The sequence below is a fragment of the Arthrobacter sp. Bi83 genome (genome assembly GCF_918698095.1).
Classification (GTDB): Bacteria; Actinomycetota; Actinomycetes; order Actinomycetales; family Micrococcaceae; genus Arthrobacter.
Genome location: NZ_CAKKLY010000005.1, coordinates 25,825 through 46,170, shown reverse-complemented (window position 1 = coordinate 46,170; position 20,346 = coordinate 25,825). Strand labels below are relative to the sequence as shown.

14 protein-coding genes and 1 pseudogene are annotated in these 20,346 nt (G+C 61.1%); 6 read left to right on the top strand and 9 right to left on the bottom strand.

Going from position 1 to position 20,346, the window contains the following annotated elements; all coding sequences use genetic code 11:
* The first annotated feature begins 700 nt into the window (after positions 1-700).
* Positions 701-1,351 carry a DUF6338 family protein gene (locus tag LQ144_RS04450; protein WP_354962126.1) on the top strand — a complete coding sequence of 217 codons (651 nt, stop codon included), beginning with the start codon at positions 701-703 and terminating at the stop codon, positions 1,349-1,351.
* Positions 1,352-1,513: 162 nt separating this feature from the next.
* On the top strand, positions 1,514-4,633 hold the full coding sequence (locus LQ144_RS04445) for a DEAD/DEAH box helicase (RefSeq protein WP_290369714.1): 3,120 nt from the start codon (positions 1,514-1,516) through the stop codon (positions 4,631-4,633).
* A gap of 311 nt (positions 4,634-4,944) precedes the next feature.
* Here LQ144_RS04445 and LQ144_RS04440 read toward each other — a convergent pair whose 3' ends face one another.
* Positions 4,945-5,622, bottom strand: a complete 678-nt coding sequence (locus LQ144_RS04440) for a helicase associated domain-containing protein (RefSeq protein WP_230117356.1) — start codon at positions 5,620-5,622, stop codon at positions 4,945-4,947.
* Positions 5,623-5,775: 153 nt separating this feature from the next.
* On the opposite strand from LQ144_RS04440, the pseudogene LQ144_RS04435 reads away from it, so the two are divergent.
* Positions 5,776-6,156 (top strand): annotated as a pseudogene (locus LQ144_RS04435) (chromosome partitioning protein ParB); the annotation flags it as partial.
* A 324-nt stretch (positions 6,157-6,480) separates the two neighbouring features.
* On the opposite strand, the gene LQ144_RS04430 reads toward LQ144_RS04435, so the two are convergent.
* The 6 genes from LQ144_RS04430 to LQ144_RS04410 all read right to left on the bottom strand — a co-directional run bounded on the left by LQ144_RS04430 (position 6,481) and on the right by LQ144_RS04410 (position 13,499).
* A complete protein-coding gene (locus LQ144_RS04430) occupies positions 6,481-6,954 on the bottom strand; it encodes a hypothetical protein (RefSeq protein ID WP_230117355.1) in 474 nt (157 codons plus the stop codon).
* 173 nt (positions 6,955-7,127) lie between these two features.
* Positions 7,128-8,120 carry a DUF4238 domain-containing protein gene (locus tag LQ144_RS23065; RefSeq protein WP_354962125.1) on the bottom strand — a complete coding sequence of 331 codons (993 nt, stop codon included), beginning with the start codon at positions 8,118-8,120 and terminating at the stop codon, positions 7,128-7,130.
* Positions 8,121-8,146: 26 nt separating this feature from the next.
* On the bottom strand, positions 8,147-8,368 hold the full coding sequence (locus LQ144_RS04425) for a helix-turn-helix transcriptional regulator (protein ID WP_230117354.1): 222 nt from the start codon (positions 8,366-8,368) through the stop codon (positions 8,147-8,149).
* Positions 8,365-10,743 carry an N-6 DNA methylase gene (locus LQ144_RS04420; RefSeq protein WP_230117353.1) on the bottom strand — a complete coding sequence of 793 codons (2,379 nt, stop codon included), beginning with the start codon at positions 10,741-10,743 and terminating at the stop codon, positions 8,365-8,367. Before LQ144_RS04420 ends, LQ144_RS04425 begins: the two co-directional genes overlap by 4 nt.
* Positions 10,744-10,835: 92 nt before the next feature.
* Entirely contained in the window at positions 10,836-11,804 is a 969-nt protein-coding gene (locus LQ144_RS04415) for an IS481 family transposase (protein WP_230117352.1), read from the bottom strand.
* An 822-nt stretch (positions 11,805-12,626) separates the two neighbouring features.
* On the bottom strand, positions 12,627-13,499 hold the full coding sequence (locus LQ144_RS04410) for a ribokinase (protein ID WP_230117351.1): 873 nt from the start codon (positions 13,497-13,499) through the stop codon (positions 12,627-12,629).
* Between the two features lie 141 nt (positions 13,500-13,640).
* On the opposite strand from LQ144_RS04410, the gene LQ144_RS04405 reads away from it, so the two are divergent.
* The 3 genes from LQ144_RS04405 to LQ144_RS04395 all read left to right on the top strand — a co-directional run bounded on the left by LQ144_RS04405 (position 13,641) and on the right by LQ144_RS04395 (position 18,250).
* Positions 13,641-15,077, top strand: coding sequence for an MFS transporter (locus LQ144_RS04405; RefSeq protein ID WP_230117350.1), 1,437 nt, complete (start codon positions 13,641-13,643; stop codon positions 15,075-15,077).
* 44 nt (positions 15,078-15,121) lie between these two features.
* Entirely contained in the window at positions 15,122-16,132 is a 1,011-nt protein-coding gene (locus tag LQ144_RS04400) for a nucleoside hydrolase (RefSeq protein ID WP_230117349.1), read from the top strand.
* A 348-nt stretch (positions 16,133-16,480) separates the two neighbouring features.
* Entirely contained in the window at positions 16,481-18,250 is a 1,770-nt protein-coding gene (locus LQ144_RS04395; RefSeq protein WP_230117348.1) for an AAA family ATPase, read from the top strand.
* Between the two features lie 188 nt (positions 18,251-18,438).
* Here LQ144_RS04395 and LQ144_RS04390 read toward each other — a convergent pair whose 3' ends face one another.
* Both LQ144_RS04390 and LQ144_RS04385 read right to left on the bottom strand, forming a co-directional pair.
* A complete protein-coding gene (locus tag LQ144_RS04390) occupies positions 18,439-19,758 on the bottom strand; it encodes an ATP-binding protein (RefSeq protein ID WP_230117347.1) in 1,320 nt (439 codons plus the stop codon).
* A gap of 169 nt (positions 19,759-19,927) precedes the next feature.
* Positions 19,928-20,239, bottom strand: coding sequence for a GntR family transcriptional regulator (locus tag LQ144_RS04385; protein ID WP_230117346.1), 312 nt, complete (start codon positions 20,237-20,239; stop codon positions 19,928-19,930).
* Positions 20,240-20,346 lie beyond the last annotated feature (107 nt).

Genomic DNA, 20,346 nt, shown 5'->3' with positions numbered 1-20,346 from the left:
CGCCGGCGGTCTGGCCAGCCCCAGCCGTTCTTCAAGGCCACCTCCAGCCTCTCCACCATTTCCGCCGGTCAAGACTGTCCCGGCTGGTGTTAGGCGTCGTGGTCCTGGCCATGATCACGCGCTTTCAGGTCGGCACCACAGGACACTACAGCGACTGTTGAGACGGCTGCCCCAGGTGGACGCCCGGGTTTGGGCCGTCGCCTGAGCTGGGGCGGCTGGCAGCCGGGAAGGCGGACCATGAGAGCTCTACCCAACAGCTGGGGTCTGGCACCGACCCTTCAGGCCGACCGGGCTGTGCTCGACAGAACCACGCTGGTCGCCTTCCCGGAATTCGCCACGTACGAGAAAAGACCGTGGACGCGACGTTCCCAGATGTGGCAGAGCCGCTCGACGGTTCCGTCTACCGCGAACTTGGTTTCATACTCGCGAGACGCAGACGTTTCCGATCGTTTCGGTGGGTCCTTAGCCCGTTCTTGAAGGTCTCCGCCATAATCGAAAGTATGAGTGAAGACAAAAGCATCCTCCGGGGTGTAGAGCCCACTAACGTCAGTGAAGCCCTACATGGCTCGGCCAGCAGGGGGTCGCATGTCATGCCGACGAGTTCACTCCCCGCCAACTTCGTCCCACCATCCGCAGCGCTGAAGCCAGCGGAACAAGTGTTGACCCAGCGCCCCTCTTCTGCCAGCAACTAATTCACTTGGTGCCTGGAAGCCTTTGGGCCGTGCTTGCCGTGCTAGGTCTGCTACCTGGTTGGATTTTTCTCGTGAAACGCGAAAAGCATCTACGCGGAGCAACTCGGAGTGGCCTCGGTGAACTTCTCCAAGTGGCCGCTGTAGGTGTGGGATTGACGGGCACTGCGCTCCTGATCTGGTCGATTATTTCGGAGGCGATTGCTCCGTTCGGGTTTGTCAGCCTGAACGAGCTCGCCCGTTCAGGGGGAATATATCTGGCCGCCCATCCGCGGCATGTCATCTCCACCCTTGCTCTGGTTCTGAGCGCTGCATGCTTGTTAGCACTATTGCTGGCCGCGTACATATATCGTTCCCTCCATGACGCTTACAAGCCGGGTTCGTCTTGGGAACAGGCTTTTAGTGGAGTGCCGCAGGGCAAGGGTATTTGGTTAGGGGTTCAATTGACAGAAGGCCCACTTGTTGAGGGTCTACTCCATAGTTTCGATATCGCCGAAGCGAGTGATGGCAACCGCGATATCGTACTGAAGCATCCTATATACGTAACCGTCGACGATGCTCGCGGAGTTACAGAACTCGACCGCCTTGTGATTTCTTCAGAGCACACGCAGTACATGAGTGCGATTCATATTGACCTTGCCAGGGAAGATTCCACCGCCTGACATTTCGCTAAATGGCAGCCCGAGCGGCTCTACCGTGCGTGCACGAAAGTCGAGATCTTCAGCCTCAGTACGCCAAACTTGAGTGTGTTGGATGAGCCTGCTCGCTAGATCCAATACCCTGGCGCTGTGACTAATTACATTGGGGGATCGGCTCAGGAACAGCTGCCAGAGGGCTTGTACGAATTACTTAACACGGACGTACTCGGCACACGACTTAATCGAGCAGCGGAGCTGCAGCCCGCCTTCGAAGAAATAGAGGACGACGACACCCCGGACATCCTCTCCCGCCACGTTGCCGACGCCGTCCGCCAGGCCCTCGCGGTAGCCAAGCCAGCAGACAGAGTCAGCCTAGCCAACCGCCTCCTCCAGGAACTGAACTCACCGGACCGAATCGCCGCAGGCCCTACTCAGCTTCAGTCCCTTCACCGCCCTAACGCACTCAAGCGCCGTCAACTCCGCAGGCCCACCACCAAGCTCAGTGACTCAGCGCTGCTGACCAACAGCAAGGACGAGCCGAATCTTGCCGCGGAGCTGCGGGCCGAGATCGAATCGGCGAACACCGTCGATCTTCTCTGCGCCTTCGTCCGCTGGACGGGCCTACGCCTCCTCCAGCCGGCACTCGAGCAGCTGAAGGAACGCGGTGCCCCCCTAAGAGTCCTCACCACCACCTACATGGGCGCTACAGAACGCCGCGCCATCGACGAGCTCGTCACGCGGTACGGCGCCGAGGTGAAGATCAACTACGAAACGCAAGCAACAAGGCTCCATGCCAAAGCCTGGCTGTTCCGCCGTAACACAGGTTTCGACACCGCCTACGTCGGCAGCTCCAACCTCAGCCAAGCTGCGCTCCTGGACGGCCTCGAATGGAACGTCAGGCTTAGCTCCGTCGCAACGCCCACGCTGCTGCAAAAGTTCGAAGTCACCTTCGACAGTTACTGGGAGCAGCGGGCCTTCCAAAGCTACGATCCGGAACGCGACGGCGAGAAACTGGACGCCGCGCTCGAACGCAACGGCGGACGACGCACCGCAGCGCCGGACGCAGCCACCGGCCTCGAAGTCCAGCCGTTCCTCCACCAGGAAGAGATGCTCGAAGAGATGGAAGCCGAGCGGCTCAAAGGCTTCAACCACAACCTCCTGGTCGCGGCCACCGGCACCGGCAAGACCGTGATCGCGGCCCTCGACTACAAGCGCCTGTGCGAGGCGGCCGGCCGGGATCTGAAGCTGCTCTTCGTCGCCCACCGGCAGGAGATCCTCAAACAGGCAATGCGCACCTACCGGGACGTCATGGAGGACGGTACGTTCGGCGAGCTCTACGTTGGGGACCACAAACCGGAGCAGTGGAAACACATCTTCGCCTCCGTCCAGTCGCTGTCGTCGCTGGGCATCGAACAGTTGGATCCGGACTTCTTCGACGTCGTCGTCATCGATGAATTCCACCACGCCATGGCACCCACCTACCGGCGCCTGCTGGACCACCTGCAACCGCAGCAGCTGCTAGGGCTGACAGCGACGCCGGAACGCGGCGACGGCGTCGATGTAGCCAAGCAGTTCTTCGACGGCCGCACCGCCAGTGAGCTGAGGCTGTGGGACGCCCTGGACGCTGACCTGCTGGTGCCGTTCCACTACTTCGGCGTCTCGGACGACGTCGACCTGAGCCACGTGGAATGGAAGCGCGGCAACTACGACACCGCGCAGCTTAACAACCTCTACACCGGCAACGACGCCCGCGCGGCCAAGGTGATCCGCGAACTCCGCGACAAAGTCACCAGCACCGACCAGATGCGGGCTATCGGCTTCTGCGTCTCGGTCCAGCACGCCCACTACATGGCCGAAGTCTTCAACCTCGCCGGCATCGCCTCCGTTGCCGTCGACGGCAGCACCGACGACGCCGACCGCGCGGCGGCGCTGGAACGCCTCCGCCGGCGGGAGATCAACTGCATCTTCGCCGTCGACCTTTTCAACGAAGGCCTGGATCTTCCGCAGGTGGACACCATCCTGATGCTCCGGCCCACGCAGAGCGCCACGATCTTCCTCCAGCAGCTGGGACGTGGGCTGCGCCGTGCCGAGGGCAAGGCCGTGCTGACGGTCATGGACTTCATCGGCCAGCAACGCCGAGAGTTCCGCTTCGATCTGCGCTACCGGGCGCTGACCGGCTACGGACGGAAGGATCTGGAGAAAGCCGTCGAGGACGAGTTCCCGTACCTGCCCTCGGGCTCGCAGATCGTGCTGGACCGGGTGGCGCAGCAGGTGGTGCTGGACAACATCAAGGCACAGCTGCGGTTCAACCGGGCACAGCTGGTCCGGGACATCGCCTCGTATGCGGAGACCGAGCTGGAGGCCTATCTGGAGCAGTCCGGGAACGACGTGAAGTCGATCTACCGTTCGACCAGGGATTCCTGGACCGGCTATCTTCGACAGGCGGGGCTGATCGAAGGGTTCTCGCCGTTGGAGGCGGCCCTCAGCGGGAGGATTCAGGAGCTCTCGGACGCCGATGAGAAGAAGCTCCTGGGCCGAATGGCTGCACTTATCCACGTGGACGACCCGGAACGCGCCGAGGCGTACTCGATGCTGGTCGGCCCCGATGCGCCCCGCTACGCGGAGCTTGGAATGCGTGAGCAAACATTCGCCCGGATGCTGTTCTACACGCTGTGGGACGCTGGCGGCGGTTTCCAGTCGTACGACGACGGACTGGACTACCTGCGCGGCTACCAGTTCGTCTGCAGCGAGATCCGCCAGCTCATGACGCTCGGAGTGGCCGCGTCCAAGCGTGCCGCGAAGGGCCTCGGGGCCGGGCTGCAGCACATTCCGCTGCTCTCCCACGCGACCTACCGGCGTGAGGAGGTCCTGGCGGCCCTGCAGTACGGTTCGCTGGAGCTGGGCAGGAACGTCCAGCACCGCGAGGGAGTTGCCTGGTGCCCGGCGACGTCCACGGATGCTTTTTTCGTCACGCTCAACAAGGACGACAAGAAACACTCGGCCACCACGATGTACAAGGACTACGCCATCAGCCCGGAGCTGTTCCACTGGGAGTCGCAGAACGCGACCTCGCCGGGGAGTCCGACGGGCCGACGGTACCTGGACCGGGCTTCGCTCGGCTCGAAGATATTGATCTTCACCCGGGATACGGCGGACGACGAGACCGGCCTGACGGTTCCTTACACATGCCTCGGGCAGGTTGACTACTTGCAGCACTCGGGGGGCAAGCCCATAGCCATCACTTGGAAGCTGCACCGACCCATGCCGGCTGATGTATATGCGACGGCAGCCGCGGTGGCGCAATGAGTTGGCGCTTCCCGCTGTGAAGTTACTTGGAAGAGACCTGGCGAGTTCGACCGTACTGGGATACGTCCATTGCGGCGGGATATGGGCTCTTGAGGTCGACGCTAGCCTTCTGGTTTCTGATCGCTAAGGGATTTGTTGCTACGCCACCTGCGATCACTGGACGGGCGCCAGACGAGGAGAGGGCGACGTGCATGGCCAAGGGGCATACCGCCTAGTATTGCTGGATCACAATGACGTTCCCCAGGAAGCCCCAATCCTCATCAATCCGTAAGCCGCACCCGTCGATAGCGAGAAACGCAAAACCCACACGGCTAGTCCGACGCACCTGGAACTGCTTTCTTGGACTTCCTGCCACGCTGCCTGCCGGCCCGCCAGCCCGGTGCTTCGGCGTCCAGCGCCTGCGCTTTCGCTGGATCGAGTTCGCCGCGACGCAGCTTGTAACGCTGGGTGTGCAGCCAGATACCCAGCTCATGTTCTTCACCCGTGACTGTCGCTTTATGCCGCGGCCAGTCCTGGCCGGCGACCCGGTACGCGGCCAGGGCCGCCAAACGGTCCTGCCACCTCGCCTCATCAGCCAGAGCCCGGGGCGCATCTTGCCAGCCCGGCAACACCGCCAATCCATCGCGGAATGCCGGTGCCAGCGTCCCGGCACGGGCATCGCTGCGCCGCCGCTGCAACCACGTCGCCAGTTTCCGCTCGGATGCGTCGGGAGCGGTGCGGGACGGATACCGTCCAGTCTCCTGCACCATGGCGAGCAGCTGCTGCATGCGCTGCCGCCCCTGGACCGTGGGCTGTGCGGGTTTAGACCCGGCGGCCGCCTCATGCTCGACCTCCAGCCCAGGATGAAGCGTCCGCGCGACGCCGAGGTGATATCCCACCGTCGCCGGCGCTGCCCCGGCAAGCTCAGCGATCTTCCGCCTACCAATACCCTTCCGGTACATCAGCACCCATTCCGGATTCGGCGCAGCACCCCGTCTCTTGTTCCCCACGGATCCATCATGCCATCCAACGCACTTGCGACAACCCCGCACGCATTAGCTCGAATGAGTACCTGCCGCTGTGGGACTAGGTGAGCGTCTTGAGCATTGTCTATGGCACAAATGTTCGCGGGGGGCCACCCATGCGGGCGTCCGCTTCGCGACATGAAGACCCTGCTGTCGCGGAAGACCGCGCCGAAGGGCTGGCAGTACTTCACCGTCCACGCCGTCACCCACGACCCGGAAACCGCCAGCGGCTACGACGGCAAGGTTGCCACCGAGATGATCGGTGCCAAGACCGGGGAAGACCCCGACCGGTGGGGCTGGAACCCGTTGCGGGACCACACCGCCAAAACCACCGCACGGCCCGAGTTCTCCCTGATCGCCCTGATCTGCGCAGGGTACGAGAAGACCATCCAGAAGGACTCATGGAGGTCCGCCGAGAAGCGGCACTTCCACTACCTGAACCAGCTCGTCGTTTGGGGTTACACGGCAAGCGCCGTGGAACAGATCATCCTCGACAAGCACACCACCGACACCGAGTAACCGGACAGTGAGCCGGGCGGCTGTACCTCAGAGCAGCCGCCCGGCCACTCACCCCAGCAAGGGCCAGGAACCTTCCAGAAGTGGGGCGGTCCGCCGCCCAGGGCGAACCACAGCAGCCACTCACCAGCGACGGACCGCCATTACCCGCGACAACGCGACCGGTGGACTTCCACCCGCGGGACCAGGAACGACGAGGTGCCCGGTCCGCGGCAGCACCACAAACGGTTCAGCTAAGCTGAACCACATATTTCCTTTGCAGAGGGAAACCCACGAAGGGCCGGCACACTTGTGCCGGCCCTTTTTCTCTTTTATGTATTCCGAGAATCAGACCGGTAATCCGGTCAGCCGCTCCCAGTGGGCAATCAACTCAGGTTTCGGCTCAGCTGCCAGCAGTGGTTCAGCCTCTGCCCGTGCACCCCGGATTGATGCCGCAGAACTCCGTTCCACCTCAGCTGACAGCTGCTCGCCGTGAGCCTTCCAGCCGGGCATCAGTTTCTCCATGACCTCATGTTGAGCCGCCAATGCAGCTTCCGACTCCCGAACATCCATATACGCCTTCGTGAGGTTTCTCGGACGGTCCACGGTCGTCAGGACGACTGCCGGAAGAGCGATGCCCTTAGAACACCCAATCCCATGCCGCAACGCCAGCGCGAGGATTTGTTGATCAAACGGCCTTTCGGCAGGAAGCCAATCCAGGTTTCCTAAGTCCGCGTCGTGCTTTTCAATGACCTCCAAGGTCATCTTAACGGGAAGATCAATCCACTGAATTGTCAGGTCAGGGCGGAGAAGATAGAACATCTGCGAACCTTTCTGTAGGTTCCTGCAAGGCTAGCCTTCCTCCAGGTAATATCCCGGCGTGTGTTCCGAAAGTTCGCTACCAGAGCAGAATCCGATATCGAGATCGGCTCGCGTCAAACTGAATGATGAGGGGTTTTGTCTTACTTGCCCCTGGCCACCATCTAGCTCGCCAGTTATCGTCGCCCCCACCGGTCGTGCTGCAGTTGAGGCAAGTCGATTCGATCGAGGGAGCTGTCGTCAGGGTGTTGGTAGATCCATCGTTCAGCCGCATTTGCAAGGGCGAAATTGCTGTGGTCGGCCCAAATGGACTGAACTATGCGGTCCGACGGGGACCCGCCGCGAGTCAGGGCTAAAGCCGTAAAACGATTCAAGGGCAGAAATATTGTGTGCGCCTTTGCGATCCCATTGGACCAGGGAATCGGATCGTTTGGCGACCAGGGGGCAGCCCCTACATCACTGGTCAGGAGAAGCGGCTCAGAGAATCGGAGTACTCGTGGCGTCCGGGAGAACATGAGAGGGGAAAGAGTCTCGATGCCGAACTTGAGAGTTTCTTGGACCAGATGGGTGGTCGAGGGGACCAGTTTGTACTCGCCTTCAAAGACTTCTTTTCGGAACCTGGCTACATCCTCTGGGCTGGTCGGGCGGCCATGGTCCGAAAGGTGTTGGCGCAACCGGTCGTCTGTCAGTTTTCTTTCCAGCAATGCCCTGGCAGACAAGTTGGCTACGCCAACGTAGTCGCGGCGGAACCGGGGCGATCGAGTCAACTGCATGGCTACAAGAGTTGCCATACGGTAACGCAGAGCTGTGGTGTAGGGGGAGCCACCCGCCACTATGAGCCTTATGTCGCTCGAAGCCCGTGATTCTATATCAGCAAGGGACTTTTCTACAGATTCCGGATTATGTCCCCTCCTGGATTCCGGAGTCAGTTCCTCCGTTGGGATTGTATAGAAGTCTCTTTCCGCGGCAGCTTTTCTAACCGCTGTCAGGTGAGAGGTCTGAAGGTTGCTACGCAAAGTTGCACGCAGTTGATTGTCTTTATCGGCGAAACCCCGCAGCAGAAACTGCGGGACGTAGTGGTGAAGGGGCACTTCGCTCCGATCGGTGCGGGGTATGGGTACTGGGTGTGGGCACCTTGGGACAGGAGTCCCAACCTTCAGCAGTCCCATCCTTTACTTGAGGAACGGAACAATAATCATGGCGACTCAGGGGAGCTGAGGTTAAGCGTCAAGCCCAGAGCCTTCGCCAGTTTACGAGCCGTCCTCATCGAGGGGTCATCGCCCAGCTCGACGCGTGAGACTGTCGGGCGTGAGACGCCCGCCTCTTCGGCAAGCTGTTCCTGAGACCAGCCACGGTCAAGCCTTGCAGCCTGAATCGCCCTCCCGAACCCCTTGGCTTTGCCAGGCGAGCGGCTCACACGTTTACCGACTCTGTCGGAACAGGGACGCCGTCCACGAGATAAGTCAGTGCGTTTAGGTTTTCCATCATCCGGTCAGTGACCGTCTGCATCATGTTCCTCATGAACTCCCAGTCGGGGATGCCAGCGGGAGTTACAGGCAGGAGGAGCGATTCCTGCTGCAACACCTTCATCGAAATCGAGTCACCCCACGAGTACTTAGGTGAGAGAGCCGCACTCAACACAGACATCAGGAAAAGCTGGCAGCTCTCTGACTTTGACTCCAGATCCTTCGAGGACAGCGCGATGTTGTGGCTGTCATTTGAACAAAAATCCGCGGCTTGGTAAGAAAGCGTAAGTGTCTTGCCTCCGATCATGATGCACTCGCCGGCATCGAGCCATTCATCGGGGCAATCGACATACATCTGCACGCCGTTGTTGCCATCTTGCGCGGTCACATAGGGAGTGAGTCCACTATCCGGAACCAAATTAGCTGCTGTGATACTCCTCGTGTTCTTCATGTCGAAGACGTCCGAAAGCATAAATGTCTTCCACTTGCTCACGTCGACTTCGTGGTCTGACTTTGGTACCTCCAGCACGATGGTCTCGTCGGTCTCACGAACGTGTGCCGAATAGAGCGCGACCCGACCTATGCTTTCGCGCAGCGCCCTTGCATCCACACCACGGCGGAACATGGCGTAATCCATAGAAGTGCGGGCCAGGTCCTCTTCTGCGAGAACGAACGGCTTCGCAGGAGCCTGCCAGCTCAGCTTCTCCGCAGGGTCTACCCACTGGCCGGTGCCGTAGTGGCTATCGTCGCTCCGATCGATCGCGTCAATCCAATAGTCCTCAAGTGCGGGCCACTTACGGCGTACGTCGTGGCGACCCTTGTTCTTGACGGTAATGAGGCCGTCGTCTTCGATGTTCACGGCAAAGAACTTCTTGCCGTCCTGAGGCTTCCCGGATTCAAAAACGAAGATGCTCGTAGTTACGCCGACACCGAAAAACAGGTTCTCGGGGAGTTTCACTACCTTCATCAAGCGGTGGTGCCGCAGGATGCGTGCCATCTGACTCTTGCTGGTCTTCTCCAACTTCTTGTCCGGGAGAATGAAGCCGCAGAGTGTTCCGCGATCAACGTTGTTGAGCACATTCTCGACGATCTTCATACAGCCGAACTTGGTTTCGTACGGTGGGTTCATCAGCACCTTTGTTGCGCCAGTCTGCGCGATCCAGCTTCCCGCTGTTTCAGTCCTTGCGTCCATGTGTGCCAGGTTTGTCTTGCCGTCTTTATGGATGAGCATGTTCGCGCACGCAAGGGCATAGATCTCGCGATCGAATTCGATACCGAAGAGCTGTTGAGCCTTGATCTGCTTCGCTTTGGGGGTGTTGACCCCACCAGCTTCACTGATCATGCTGCTCATGGCTTTGACGAGGAACGAGCCTGATCCTGCGCACGCGTCGAGGACACGATCGTCCTTGTCGACGCCGAGCAGCCGGTACATGAAGCCTGTGATGTGATCGGGTGTGAACACCTGGCCCGACTCGCTCTTCTTCTTGTAACGGTTAAACTCGTTGAAGAAGATCGCCATCACATCCTCACCGTTCCAGGCGTTCGAGTTGATGAGACCGGAGATCTCCGTGACCCAGTCGATGAAGTCGCCAATAAGGTTTGTAAGTCGCGCCACCGCACGCGGATCCTCTTCGTCGGTCGAGACGTTCATCTTGATGTCCGAGTAGACCTCAGAGAGAAGCGAGAGTTTCGAGTTCTGTTGCACGTCAGACCTGATCGCCTTGTTCAGAGCGTTCAGGATGCCGCCATGGAAGGCCGCGTAGTCCATGCCGCGAACCAGGATGGCCTCATACCTACGCGCGACGAGAGCGCAAGCAGTAAAAATCATGCGGTGGTACAGATTCTTGACGCCAAAATCTGCATGCAGCGAGTTGTTGATCCTCATCGTGAGCTCGTAGATGCGATCCTTGTCAACTGGACGATCTGTGAGCTTGTCGAAGTAGTACTCCTTGGGTTGAAGGTCGTCGGGGACGTCCAGCTTCTGGCCATTCGCGTAGGCGCGAGTACGTTCGCCGTCGTAGACGATTCCCACAACAAGGTCGTACTGACTGCGCACTGTTGCGCAGTACTTCTCAATCTGCGCACGCAATATTGGAGCGTCGACCGACATGGCATCGGGGGCCTTGGTCTCGAGCACAAGGGCAACTGCGCCCTTGTCGACAGGTAGATACCAGCCGTCAGGCTTGTTAATGGCTCCATCGCCGCTGAAACCAAGCTGTTTCAGGGTCGTGATCTGTCCGACGCCGCTTTGAGCAATCTTGGACGAAACCCCTGCGAGACCGAGAATCTCGCTGGCCTGGTCTCTTACTTGGTCTTCTGTGCGCACTAATTTATCCCCAAGCCTTTTTTCGAGTTGATTGAATCAAAAATCTAACAATCAGGGTATCTGGGCAAGGGTGCAAGCGTATGCGAGACACGCTAGCTGTATTGACCTGACAGGTTAGTGACGCGGCTTGCCGGTGGCTGACCTTTGAGTGAAGTGTGGCCTCGGTGATGATTGTAGTGATGGAGCCATTCGCTGAAAGCGGCAACACGCTCTGATTCTGATCCGTAGGGTTTGGCGTACGCCCACTCGTCGAGCATGGTGCGGTTGTAGCGCTCGACTTTGCCGTTGGTCTGCGGACGATAGGGGCGGGTCCGTTTGTGCTTGATATCCGGACCCGAGGCGTCTTTGAACGCGTAGGAGCGGTAGCCGGAGCCGTTGTCCGTCAGGACCCGTTTCACGGTAATCCCGCAGGACTCGAAGTAGGCGTTGGCGCGTTCCCAGAACCCGGCCGCAGTTTCCTTCTTTTCGTCGGTCAGGATCTCGGTATAGGCCAGCCGGGAGTGGTCATCGACGGCGTTATGCAGGAAGACATAGCCGGGTCTGCGGTTCGCCGCCGTCCCGGTCTTGTTCCGGTTACCGATGGCTCTGCCCTGGCTCCGGTGGCCGCCGCCGTCCGGGATCCGCCCGAGTTTCTTGATGTCCACGTGGACCAGGTCCCCGGGGCCCTCGTGCTCGTAGCGGCGGATCACCCTGCCGGTGGCGCGGTCCAACCAGGACAGCCTGGCCAGCCCGAACCTCGAGAGCACCCGATGCACCGTGGAAGGGTGGATCCCCAGCAGGTAACCGATCCGCGCCGGACCCCACCGGCGGTTGACTCTGATCGCAATGATCCGCCGTTCCCGCCGTGGGCAGGTCTTCCGCGGCGAGGTTCGGGGCCGGCTCGAGGCATCCTGCATGCCGGCCTCACCATGGTCGCGGTAGCGGCCGGCCCGCCGCGATGCGGTCGTGACCGAGACCTGGAACCGTTCAGCTGCCCGGCGCAGCGGCCATCCGTCATCAACGATGCACCTGGCCAGCCGGAGCCTGCCCTTGGGCGTGAGGATCGCGTTAGCATGGGACATTGAAGACCTCCTTGTGAACTGGACTCTCGACAAGCCCAACTCCACTCGGAGGTCTTCTTTTGTCACCTAACCACGCCACTGTTCCTAACGTCCGTGGTCAATACAGCTAGCCTGGCGCAACCGAACCGGGAGCACTCCAGCGAAGGAGGCGCGGGTTTTCTTCTGCTGCGGACCTGCTCGGCATCCGGAGAAATAGCCCGGACCCGGCGAGGCCACGCTAACGTCTTCACATTCGCACGGGTGCCCGACCGTAGGAGAAGGAGTGCCACCTTCACCCGTGAAGGTGGCACATTCGAGTAAGTCAAAAACGACCCTTTGTGAGCGGGGCGTTCAGGCCATGGGTAGTGAGCGAGGCCAGCTACCGAAGAGTCCCGAGATATTGGGATTCATCTGGTCTTCCGACGCACTCTGGACCTTGGTTTCCTTGGTCAAAACTCGTGGCCGCAATGATAGTTGGTCAAAAGGCCCAGGGCACCGTTTTTGCCTGGCTTTCGATCCGCTCGGCGGACGCCGCCGCAGGGGACGACTCAACGTGACAGATGCGCTGTTGTCGGCGTTTGGCTACTGATGCAGTTCGCCCATTCAGTTGGATGGAGGGCCCGGTCTCGCTGTACGGCTGACCCGCGCAGGTCAGCGTCACTGCCGCCACTACAGCGCTGGAGGCTGCGGCCAACCACACCTCAGCATGCTCCGCGCGGTGTTCCACGTTCTCCAAGATCTGCATATACGGGTGTGTGAAATGTCGGGCGTGCAGGTACGCCTCCCGGGTAATTCGCCCCACCTCGGAATGATCTGCCGGCCCCGCCGGCCTGAAGACCAGATTCACTGCCCGGCAATCCCGGCTCCAGGCACCCGGGCAACGTACTCCTCCAACCGAGCCAGCGCCGGCTGGGATGAGAGATCGCCCACCGCATCCGCTCCGACAGCATTGGCCACCGCCAGTGCCCGCGGGTAGGGAAGGTTCGCCCGAAGCGCCAGAACCAGCGCGGCGCAGAATGCATCACCGGCCCCAATAGTGTTCGCCGCCGTCACCGCAGCAGCTGGAGCCTCAGCCACCCGGCGGCCGTGCTCGAACATCGCCGAGCCGCCCTTCCCGTAGGTCACGGCAACCAACTTGGCGTGAGTAAGCGCCGGTATCAGCTCGTACTCGGTCTCGTTGACGATCACCAGGTCGCAGCGCTCGAGCAGCTCCGCGGGAAGGTCCATGGCCGGGGCTGCGTTCAGGACGAAGAACCCGGGGGAGCGCCGGGCGGCTTCCAGCACCACGGGCAGGCCGACCTCGAGCTGGCAGAGCACCGTCTCGTCCGGCCCGAACTCCACGCCCTCCAGTGAAAACGCCGCATTAGCCCCCGGGCAGACCACGATCTGGTTCTCGCCGTCGCGGTCCACCGCGATCAGCGCGGTGCCTGTCGCCTCGCCGTCGAGCACCGCCACATCAGCGGTGTCCACCCCGGCTCCGGAAAGTGCCTCCAGCATCTGGCGGCCCTGGGCGTCGTCGCCCACCGCCCCGATCATCCGGGCGCTCCCGCCCAGCCGGGCGGCGGCCACGGCCTGGTTGGCTCCCTTGCCGCCCGGCTGCTGCTGCAGAACGCCACCGCCGATGGTCTCCCCGGCGGTGGGAAGCCGGTCCGTGGTGGCGATGATGTCGAGGTTAATGCTGCCGACGACGGTGACGGCAGGAAGTCGAGTGCTCATGGGAAGTCCTATCGGGTGAAGCCAGGGCGGGCTGGATTAGGAAATAGTGTACGCCATGGTTGTACTTGTTCGTCATACATGGTTGTATAACAACTCACATCCCAAAGACAGGACCCAGCCTGCAGAACAAAGGAGTTTGATGTGAACAGCCCAACCCCGGTCACCACCTCGCCGCCAGCCGCCGCAGGTACCGAAGCAAACGCAGGTCAGCCACAGTTCGCCGGCCGCCGCGCCGCCCTCCTCATTTCAACCCTGCTGCTCGGTGTGCTGTCCTTCCAACTCAACGCCAGCATGGTCACCCCGGCGCTGCCCCAGATCGCCGCCAGCTTCGGCCTCAGCGCCGACAGCGCCGCCCCCGTGCAGTCCATGTTCTTCCTCGCCGGCGCGATCGCGGGACCGGTGATCGGGCGCTGGAGCGACTTCATCGGCCGCCGCGCCGCGCTGCTGCTGGTGCTCGGCATCATGGGCGCCGGAACCCTACTCTGCATCGCAGCCCCGACGCTGCCCGCGCTCATTGCCGGCCGGTTCCTCCAGGGCGTTTCAAGCGCCGTCTTCGCCCTCGCGTACATCGTCCTCAGCGAGAACCTGCACGCCCGGCTCTTCGGCACCTCCGTGGGGATTATCGCCGCCATCAACGGAGGCATCGGCGGCGTGGACGGCTATGTCGGCGGCCTCATGGCCGAAACCCTCGGTTTCCGGTCCATCTTCGTCGTCGTGCTGGTGCTGACCGCCGTCGCCGCCGGATGCATCCTCAAGATCGTCCCGAAGGGACGGCCCCGGGGGGTCCGCGGCGCCATGGACTGGTGGGGAGCGGGCTCGCTCTCGGTGTTCCTCGTCTTCATCACCTACTTCGTCTCCGGCGGATCGGCCGCCGGCTGGACCGTCCCCAGCACCCTGGGCCTGCTCGCCGGCACCGTCGCGTCCTTCGCAGCCTTCTGGATGATCGAAAAGAAACGCAGCCACCCGCTCATCGCCGTCCACCACCTGCGCTCCCGGCAGGTCTGGCCCGTCATCGCCACCACCGTCCTGACCCTGGCCGGCATCTTCGCCGTCATCAACTTCACCGTGGTCCTGCTCAGCCAGGACATCCACCACGGCTTCGGACTCAGCGCGTCCGTCTCCGCACTGCTGTTCCTGACCCCCGCCGCGCTTATCGGCGTCTTCGCGGCACCGCTCGCCGGCTGGCTCGCCGACCGCCGCGGCTGGATCAAGACCCTCCGGGCCGGCACCGGGCTGAGCCTGGCCTGCGCCATCGCCGCCGCCACGTTCTCCGACAACCAGGTGGCCGTGATGATCGCCGTCGCATCGCTCGGCATCTTCTACAACGGCTTCTTCCTGACCGCCATCAACGGCCTGTCGGTTCTGCTCTCGCCCAAGGAAGCACCCGCCGCCCTGCCCGGCATCAACGGCGCCTCCTTCGGCATTGGCGCGAGCCTCGGCGTCGTCATCGTGGCACCGTTTGCCGCCCAGGCGACCTCCGCCGGCTACGCGACGGCGCTGTGGATCTCGGTGGCCATCACGGCGGCCGCGTTCATCGTCAGCCTCTTCGTCGCCGCCCCCAAGGGCGAGTCCCTCTGACATCCCACCCCAAACCCAGCACCAACGAAACGAGAACCACCGCCATGACCGCACCCACCAGCCGCCCGTTCTACCTCGACTGCGACACCGGCATCGACGACGCCCTCGCCCTGGCCTACCTGCTCGCCTCCCCGCAGGCGGACGTCCGGGGGATCGGCACCGTCAGCGGCAACGTCAGTGCCGCCGTCGGCGCCCGGAACACCCTGGACCTGCTCCAGCTCGCCGGGCACGCGCACATCCCCGTCGCGCTCGGCGCCCATGATCCGCTCGGCGGTTCATTCCGCGGCGGGGCGCCGCATGTCCACGGCGCCAACGGCATCGGGGAGGTCTCGCTGGAGGCGGCCTCTGTTGAACTCGCGTCCGAGACCGCGGCGGAAATGCTGGTGCGGCTCGCCAACGAACACCCCGGCACGCTGCGGGTTCTGGCTATCGGCCCGCTCACCAACATCGCCGAAGCCCTGCGGCTGGAACCGGAGCTGCCCCGGCTGGTGGAGGAAATCACCATCATGGGCGGGGCGGCGCTGGCCCCCGGCAACATCACGGCGGTGGCGGAGGCGAACATCGCCAACGACCCCGAGGCCGCCGCGGACGTCTTCGCCGCCGACTGGAACGTCACCCTGGTGCCGCTGGACGTGACCATGTCCAACGTGCTGGAGGAAAGCCACCGGCAGGAGCTGTTGGCCTCTTCGGGTCCTGTCCCGCGGGCGCTGGGGGAGATGCTCGGCTATTACTTCGGGTTCTACGAGGGCATCTTCGGCCGGGCGTGCTCCGCCATGCACGATCCCCTCGCGGCGGCGCTCGCGGTGGGCGGCGTCAGAGCCGCCGTCGCCCCGCTGGTGCGTGTCGACGTCGACACCACTTTTGGGCCGGGTCGCGGCCAGACTGTCTGCGACCTCCGCGGGCTCTACCTGGACTACCCGGAGCAGCCCGGCGCCCGCTGCCGGGTGGTGCTGTCGCTGGAGGACGACTTCGCGCCGCATTTGGTGGAGACGCTGCTGACATTCTCTTCGGAAAGTACGACGGCTGGAACTATAGTGGGTGCGGCCGTCGTCTGACAGAATCAGCGGTTTTCGGCTCCGTGGGAGGCCTAGGGAAGAGGGCGGTGCTGACGTGTCATAATGCTTTTGGACGAGCTTCTCCCGCCGGCAGTCGTCCACGGGGAAGCTGTCTACGTACCTGGCAAAGCAGGGGAGCGGCCCTGCCATCCTCCTCGGCAGCGAAAGCCATAGGTGCGAGAAGTCAAAAGAGCTTTGCCGCACCGTCGTATTGTTGCATTTCACGCCGAGCCGGACTAGGAAAAGGCGCTAAGCGCCCGCAATCGTCGAATGGTCTGCGCGGGACCGGAAACTACCGAGTGACAGGTCAAACAGCAGCCCCCTCCTTAAGCGCTATACCCTGAGATGATGACGCAAGAGAACCACGTTCAAGTAAACATGCAATCGCTCAAAATTAGCGACGGCACGCAGATCAGCATCCCCGAGGAGGGGGTTGTTCTCTTTGTCGGACCGAACAACTCGGGTAAGAGTCAATCTCTGAGAGACATCTACCACCTCAACAATGAAGCGGGCTATTTAGGTCGGGCCGTAGTTGACTTGGTACTGAATAAAGTAGGTACGGGGCCGAGTTTCGCGGGTTGGATAGCAAATAACACCCCTGTCATACGAACAGCAGACGGTCAAGAGCGATGGAATATTGGCGACTACGGTAATGTAACCGCCGACCAGCACCCACAGCTATGGAATAATGACCGGCTCAATCATTTCGCTCGCTTGTTCATCTTTCATGCAGATGCCACGTCCAGGCTTGAGGCTGGCAAATCCGTCCCAAATATCAACTTCAACAGCGATGTGATTACAGAACCTCTTCAGCATGCGTACAAGGACCCGGAGTTGGAGGCTCAACTACGCGATGCCGCCGTTTCTGCCTTTGATCTTTCGCTATCGGTTGATCGCTTTGCTGGCAGTGTTATCAGTCTCCGTGTCGGCGACGCGCCGGAATTCGAGCATCAGGGCAGTGCTCCTTCCTCTAGGTATCTTCAGGGCATGGCCGCACTTCCCCTTCTTGAAGATCAAGGCGATGGCATGAAGAGTTACATGGGCCTTCTGTTACACATCTTGGCGGGAAATCATCAAATTACCCTGGTGGACGAACCCGAAGCTTTCCTGCACCCACCGCAGGCGCGCCTTCTGGGGCAGACTCTCGCTCGCCGAGCACAAACAGGACAGCAACTCTTCCTTGCTACCCATAGCAACGACATTGTGCAAGGTGTTCTTGACTCGGACGCGCCAGTTACAATCGTTCGGTTTACGCGCGAAGGTGATATCAACAATGCGGCGGTCCTTGAACCTTCCGAAGTGCGCACACTTTGGAGTGACCCGCTTCTTCGGTACTCAAACTTACTTGAAGGGCTCTTTCATGACGCCGTCATATTATGTGAAGGCGATGCTGACTGCCGATTCTATAGCTCGGTAATCGATAGCATTTATGAGCAGGGTGAAGCCATCGACGAGGGCCGGCGGCCGCAGCTACTGTTCTCTCATTGTGGCGGAAAAGCCCGCATCAGTAGTGTCGTTTCCTCCCTGCGAGCCATAAGCATCCCAGTTGTGGTAGTGGCGGATTTTGATATTCTGAACAATGAAACCCTGCTTGAAAAGACCGTTGTTGCGCTCGGCGGCGATTTCGAATCCATGAGGCGAAACTGGCGTGTTTTTAATGCTGCGCTTTCGTCTGATGATAAACCGGTCTCGAAGATCGCAATAAAGGAGTCTCTTAACGATGCGATCGACGGCATTTCTAGTGTCAATGTTAACCGGTCCGACGCGCGAAAGATCAGCCAGCTCCTAAAGATAGAAAACGGGTGGGACAAAGTGAAGAAAGTAGGAATCAGTGGCGTTCCCTCTGGCGATGCCTATATCGCCGCGGAAGCCTTGCTGGCTGACCTGGAGAAAACTGGCCTTCTTGTGGTTCCCGTGGGAGAACTTGAGCGCTTTATACCGACGGTCTCTGGACATGGTCCGGGTTGGGTCACGGAGGTGCATCGGCAAGGCCTGCATGCCGATCCAAGACTCACGCCTCAACGGGATTTTGCTAAAGCAATTCTCAGTTCTGCCCGACAAGCGAGAAATGTTCCAACGACTATGGTGGCGAGCGATTCGGTTCCAGTCGAGGGTTGAGTACGCGGGCACAGCGCAGCGGGAGGATGTACCGACGACAACGTGGGTTTAGCAAGTAGTACGCACTTGTTGGACAATCAGGCATCGGTGCACGAGGGCTTTGGTGGCGCCTTGGACGCTCCACCCACGGCCTCTTTTTCTACGGAAGAAAAGGAGGTCTGTTGTGCCGATCGAGTCTTTGTGCCGTGTTATTCAGCGTCCACTCCTGAGAAAGCCGGAAGCTCATAGCGGCTGCGGTTGAAATAAACCAGCCAGCCTAGCGGAGGGATGTGTGCCATGGCGCGGGTCGCATTGTCGGGATCCACGCCGCGTGTCAGTAGATTCGCTTGCTCTAGCGAAGTGATAGCAGTGCTCATGTTCGGCTGTCGTGTGAAGTAGGTTTCCCATTCACTTACGCGGCAGGTGCCACCATTTTGTGCGAGCTGATCGAAGAACTGCCAGTGTCGTTTCTGAATGGTCCGTGCGTCGTTGAATGCTGCATCTGCTAGCTCCGCGAGCCACGCCTCAAGCAAGCCTTGGAGTGACTCCGGCTCGGGCAGCTCTTTTTCGTCGACAATGTATTCGTCGTAGACCCACTCCGAGAACTGCTGAGCGTAGGCCATAGCGTCACGCAGATTTTGATTAAGAGCCCTGTAGAGGAACTCGAAGCTCTCGGGAGGAACCGGGGCATACGCACCCTCTCCTCCGTATTCCTCCAGGCGGCGCTCTACAGCGAGCAAGGCGGCACTGTATTCCAGAGGACCAAGACGTAGTGGGGCGTCGAAGATACCGCTCAGCCGTTCGGAACGAGCGCGAGACACAATACCTCTTGATCCGCACAAGACCCATCGTGTACCGGGCAGGTTGAACAGTCGGTCCCGGAGGTTTTCCAAGGTTCGTCGGGCGTCTCCCGTCGTCTGTAGTAGCTCCAGGTTGTCGATGATGCAGATCATCGCACCCGCACCGGGTCCTGGAAAACAGCGCTCAAGCTCATTTTTGACAGCCTCAGGAAAGCCCGATGCGGCAAAACCCTCGGCATCATTGGCCACCGCCCCGCCGCCGCCACCGAATCCGAAGGCTTGTCCGTTGGCATTGCGAAACGTGGCGTCATTAAGCCAGCTGTCTAAACGCGCGACCTCGGGCACCGCCATCCCAGCGCGCCTAAAGGCATCGACGTTAGTGATGAGCGCCTGTGCTATTCCATAAAAGACCTGAGCTTCGAATTCCTCAACGGATGTCGTTGCTTGGAAGCCTGAAACAGGCACAAATAGCGTTCCCGCAGACTGCTCCACACCGGTTTTCATCATCCGGTAGCAGGCAACGCCTACCAGGCTCGACTTACCGATGCCAGCGGGTCCCTCCACCGTGGGGTGGGTCCCCATGGACCCGATGCGCCTTTGCAACTGTCCAACTTCCTTGTCTCGTCCGACCAGCAGGCGGTCCCCGAGCTCATCTGCCGGCAGATTCAAGTTGCTGTAGGGATTTTCCCGGAAACCAAACTGTGGCCAGATGCTGAAAGGATTGCTCATGAGTTCAACATACCCGGCCGCCAGCCTGTGAGTGCGCCATTCGAGGCCGTTGAGGCCGGGCCTAAATCCTGGCGACGGCCGGAAGGGCGTGCAAAAGCCGATCGGGCAGCCAGTTCTAGCGAATCAGCTCCTGCTCAAGGCGAACGGCCGAACCGTATCTTACTCGTCATTACCTGGCTCTTCGTAGAGCGCCACTCCTGACCAGTAAACCCCGACAGAACGGCCCTCGTTGGCGCCGACTCCCTCCCTCAAGCGTCTCGGTGGGCGAATTCGGCTGCCGGCTGCCGTTCCATTTGGACGCGCTTGATTTCGACCTAGTGTCCGGGGTGGCCGAGGACCTCCTCGAAAGGCGGATGAGTTTGATGCCGATGCGGGGGAGGGTGTCGGAGACGAACCGGCCGACGCCGCGGTGGGCGCGGATGAGGCCGTCCTCCTCGAGCAGCATGAGGGCCTCGCGGACCACGGTGCGGCTGACCTTCATGTCGGTCCCGAGCCCGGTCTCGGTGGGCGGCGCCTGGAGCCGGATCGCAGCAGTCTGTTGCGGACGGCTACCCGGAGCAGCCCAACGGCTGCCGGGCGATGCTGGCG